Raw genomic sequence first — 4773 nt, forward strand, 5'->3', positions numbered from 1 at the left:
CCGAACAGCCCCGCCGTTCGGTAACTACGGCGGTGCCTGCTCCCCCAAACGACCGAAGCACGTGCTGTTCGGTCGTTTGGACCGACGGTTCTGTTTCTGATTACCGAATACGTTTGTGTTTAAATAAAAACGTCCGCACCTGACTGTTTAAGTTGTCAGGCGTGGACGTTTCCGTATTTTCTCAGCGCGTCGTGCCGCCTAATTTAAGTTCGGTTTCAAATAACTGGTTTCCTTGAGGCTTGCCTTCTTCTTTTACCTTCTTCAAGACCATTCTAGCACAGGCCGCGCCCATTTCTGTAATAGACTGTTTAAGGGTCGTTAAGTTGGGGTAGGCAATTTGATCCAGAAAGACACCGTCGTGACCGATGATGCCGTAGTCATTAGGAATATCGCCACCATGCTCTTTGATTTCGCGGATGACGCCTAGACCTAGCCGATCTGAAGCGCATAAGAACAAGGTGTTTTTCGGGAATGTATCCCAATTTTCTCTGATAAATGCCGCCGAGTAGCGTGATCGATTTTCCAGGTTATAAATATGTGGCTCTTTCCCGTGATTCTCCATCACCGACGTATAGCCTTTTTCTCTTGAGTGAGCGAAGGGTTCGTCCACGTCGATACCGATATACACGACCGTTTCATACCCTTTCTCAATCGCATATTCAGTGGCTCTGGCCATGCTTTCTTCATTGTTACTGTCAATATAGTCAACACCCATGTCGTTTTGACCGAACAACACGGTGGGCTTGTCTAAGCTGTGGATGAGTTCTTCATCTTCTTTACGTGTGCCGCATACGATGAAACCGTCGGAATCTCCGATTTGAACGTTGTTGTGGGTTAAAAGCTGCAGACTATAAGCGTATTTATCCAATTCATTCGCGATACCGGTCAGTAAAAACATGTAGTAAGGTTCAGTTGTATCCATCTCTTCTAAAATCAATAATTTAATGATTTGCGTGCGATTATTCGCTAAAGCTATGGCTGCCGCATTGGGTCGATAATTCAATTCTCTCATGGCTTCGTAAACGAGTTCTTTCAACTCACCCGTCACTTGCTCGGGATGGTTGATCACTCGCGAAACCGTCATCTTAGAAACGTTCGCTTTTTTTGCAACATCGGTTAATGTAGCCAAACAGTTTCTCCTTTCATCCATCTTGCTTGCAATTTCTTTTTTTAACTATTCTTGTTTAATTATATCATGAATCCAACTCAGTTTTAATCAAATTACAGAGATAGCTAGTCATTCACCCCAATGAACTAGCCTTCTTTTTCTACGATCCTTACTTCATAAGGATCCAAAGCCAGTCGTCCATTCAGCGTTTCATCTGTTTGAATATCTCTGACCTCTTCGTTGATCTCAATCACTTGCAACTCTTCCGTGAAATTCATGATGAAGATGGTTTTCAGTCCATCCGCTTCTCTGGCTTGAACCGAGACGCCGCGCTCATGCGTGATATCAAGCGGGGGCATCAATGCCAAGTCAGCGATCAACTCACCATAAAAATCAGTTAGGAACGATCTTTCCAGCCGCGCGCCCAGGTAATACGCCCTGCCGTCATGATACCGGTTCACTGTTACCGCCGGCGTATTCTGGTAGAAGTCATAGCGATATGCTGCCAATTCTCCCGCTGACTCACATTCAATGATCGTGGCGTAGTCCCTGATGTCGTAGATTTTTCCGTTGAATTCCAGACTGTTTTCATCAGTTGGATAGTAGGTGTCTGTTTCCATCGGTTCCATGCCGAACGTTTCTTTCAGGGGAGCCAGCCAGCCGCCCATATGTGTCAGATCCGCTTCGTCCACCAATCCGGTCATATATGTCGCTACGAGCGTCCCGCCTTTTGCAACGTACGCCTGCAGCCGTTTGGCAGTTGTTTCGGACATCATGTATAACATCGGTGCCAGTACCAAGTCATACTGCTCAAAATCAACGTCTTTTGAAACGACATCAACGGCGATATTTTTGTCCCAGAATGCCTGATAGTGTGTTTGTAAGGTTTCGCCGTATTTTTTTGTTTTCAGTCCGAATCCCTGGGCATCATTCAGCGCCCACTCGTTTTCGACATCATATATGATAGCCACTTTCGCTTTGCGCTGATAGCCGACCACTTTTTCGGAAACGGTTTCCATTGCCTGACCTAAGCGCGCCACTTCTTTAAAGACGCGGTTTTCTGGTGACCGGTCGTGGTCGACGACTGCGCCGTGAAACTTCTCTGAAGAACCACGCGATTTGCGCCACTGAAAATACAGGACACTGTCTGAGCCATGGGCAAGCATCTGCATCGAAGACAAATAATGCATGCCTGGTCGTTTCGCTTTGTTGACGTCGTGCCAGTTCACACCACTCGGAGTCGACTCCATCAGCAAGAAGGGCTGATCTTTCATCGCATAAAAATGGTCGTTCAAAAAGCCCACTTTCGCTGCCAGTGTCGCCGTGTCTTCTTTATCATTGTGCCAGGCCGGATAAGCGTCCCAGCTCACAACATCGACTTCTTTTGCGAACTGATGGTAATCCAGACCTGTAAAGGGTGTGAATGCCGGATTATCCGACATGAAGTTTGTGGTTATCGGGATATCAGGGGTTTTTTCTCTCAGTGGTTTGATCTCATTTTTATAAAAATCGATCGTCTGCTGCGAAACAAACCGGCGCCAATCTAAGTTCATCCCGTGAACGGCGGTTTCACCGATCGGAGAGGGTGACTCGACTTGTTCCCAGTCGGTAATCGTGTGACTCCAGAACGGTCCCCACCACGAGTCGTTTAACTGATCCAAATCGTTCGCATACTTTTCTTTCAGCCAATTTCTGAAATTTGCCTGGCATAAGTCACAGTGACATTCTCCGCCGAATTCGTTGGAAATGTGCCACATCAAAAGGGCCGGATGGTTTCCGTAACGTTCGGCTAATTTAGCGTTCACCGCTTGGGTTTTTTCACGGTAATAAAGTGACGAAAAACAATGGTTGTGACGCGCCCCATGCAGATGTTTTCTGCGGCTTGCATCGACACGCAGCACTTCCGGATGCTGTTTTGACATCCAGGTCGGCCGTGCGCCACTAGGTGTTGCCAAAATAAAGCGTCCGCCGATTGCATGGATGCGTTCGATCACGTCATCCAGCCACTCAAAATCATAGATCCCTTCTTCCGGTTCTAAAGCTGCCCACGCAAAAATGCCAATTGAAAAAGTGTTGGTGTGCGCTTTCTGCATCAGTACAACGTCTTCTTTCAGTATTTCCGGATACGCTAACCACTGGTCAGGATTATAATCTCCTCCATGGAGTAAACGTTTCTCATCTGTTACGCGTTTTTTATCCAAGTTGATCGTCCTTCCACTACTTCACTTACGGTAATAGTGATTCAATTGTTTTATCAGTTCATCGATCACAGTGATCAGATATCCTGGATGACCCTGCTCTCTCACTTCATCTTTTAAGGAAGCTAAATAATCGACATGATGTTTATCGAGTAACGCATAGTCTTCTTCCGTTAAATCTGTGGTGTCATCTTTTGCTTTTAAATACGTCTCGACATCCATCTGCCACGTGCGGGTTCTATCCGGATAACGAAGCAGTAATTCTTCCGCCCGGACGATCCCTTTAGGCGTCAAATCTCCAACGAAACGTAACTCTGCCCCATTGGCTATCAGTCGGTCAAAGATCTCTCCTGCCGAACAAGACCACTCTTCCTGCGTACATATCATCGGTAACGCCGGCACACGGTCGACAATGCGGCTGAAGACTTCGGCATTATCCACGACCCAAACGATCGGTTGTTCGTGAGCGGGATATACGGCACTCAATTTCACGCACTCTCTAAGTGGAACGGTCATGACGCTTTGACTGTGCACCGCTGCTTCCCACATAGGATGGTAGCCGGATGAAATCTCCGCAAATAAATTCACGACGGTAACGGAATCCGAAATGTCTTCTCTATGCAAATGATAATCTTTGAGTAGTGTATTGATTTCTTCTCTCTTTTTCGGGATCGCGATCGGTTCATTGTTGTGTTCGCGTCTCGTTTCGGCCAAGACGTGCAGCCATAATTTACCTAAAGAAGTGGTCGGAAGAAAAGCATTCGCATCCAGGGTTATGATTTGACTGAATACCGAGAGTCTGACAGGTCGCGTCGGGAGTAAGCGTATGCCTTCCGACAAATAAAGCACCCACTGTTCAAACATCTTGGGCGAGTCTTCTATTAATTGCTGTACCCACTGCGTGTCTTCACTGTTATCTCTTATATACAGTAACCAGTCTCTCACCAGTGGAAACTCTTCTTGTAATTCATTTAGTAGGTGTTCTCGGCTAAACATTGCTCTTTGCACTTCCTTCTTTAAAACTATCTCATTTATTCTACCATTTTTTGATAAATAACTCTGTTTTTTTAACAAAATGTGACATTCCCGTCAAACATTCCTGTTTTATAATGCTTCTGACACCAATGGTCCATCAATCTTATGATAATATGTTGTTAATGTTGCTGAATATATATACAAAATCATTGAATTAAATCAAATGACGGGTCCGAACCCCTCATTCAAAAGAAAGACAAAGGAGAAGAATTGATTGAATAAGAAGCAAATAAAAAAAGGGATAATAGGAATCATGCTTGTCTTCCTCTTATCTATCATTTTACCGGTGGGTCAAGTCATTGCTCAAGACAGCGATCACGGCGATGAGTATATCGATATCATCATTCGCTACGAAGAAAATGTTCCTGAGGAGGGGTCCTTAGACCCACGCTTTAAAAACGTGCAAACGATGGATATCTTGCCCATTCAAAC

General features: G+C 45.5%; 4 protein-coding genes. 1 reads left to right on the top strand and 3 read right to left on the bottom strand.

The window, feature by feature from the left end:
- Window positions 1-181 precede the first annotated feature (181 nt).
- The 3 genes from R6U02_RS07940 to R6U02_RS07950 all read right to left on the bottom strand — a co-directional run bounded on the left by R6U02_RS07940 (window position 182) and on the right by R6U02_RS07950 (window position 4380).
- Window positions 182-1129 (bottom strand): LacI family DNA-binding transcriptional regulator, encoded by a 948-nt coding sequence (locus tag R6U02_RS07940; RefSeq protein ID WP_410263076.1) that lies wholly within the window; start codon window positions 1127-1129, stop codon window positions 182-184.
- Window positions 1130-1254: 125 nt separating this feature from the next.
- Window positions 1255-3309, bottom strand: coding sequence for a beta-galactosidase (locus tag R6U02_RS07945; RefSeq protein WP_410263077.1), 2055 nt, complete (start codon window positions 3307-3309; stop codon window positions 1255-1257).
- 21 nt (window positions 3310-3330) lie between these two features.
- A complete protein-coding gene (locus R6U02_RS07950; protein ID WP_410263078.1) occupies window positions 3331-4380 on the bottom strand; it encodes a DUF2399 domain-containing protein in 1050 nt (349 codons plus the stop codon).
- Window positions 4381-4555: 175 nt separating this feature from the next.
- On the opposite strand from R6U02_RS07950, the gene R6U02_RS07955 reads away from it, so the two are divergent.
- Window positions 4556-4773, top strand: a 218-nt coding sequence (locus R6U02_RS07955; RefSeq protein ID WP_410263079.1) for a hypothetical protein, incomplete at its 3' end; no start/stop codon positions are given.

The organism is Alkalibacterium sp. (assembly GCF_046484155.1).
Lineage (GTDB): Bacteria > Bacillota > Bacilli > Lactobacillales > Carnobacteriaceae_A > Alkalibacterium.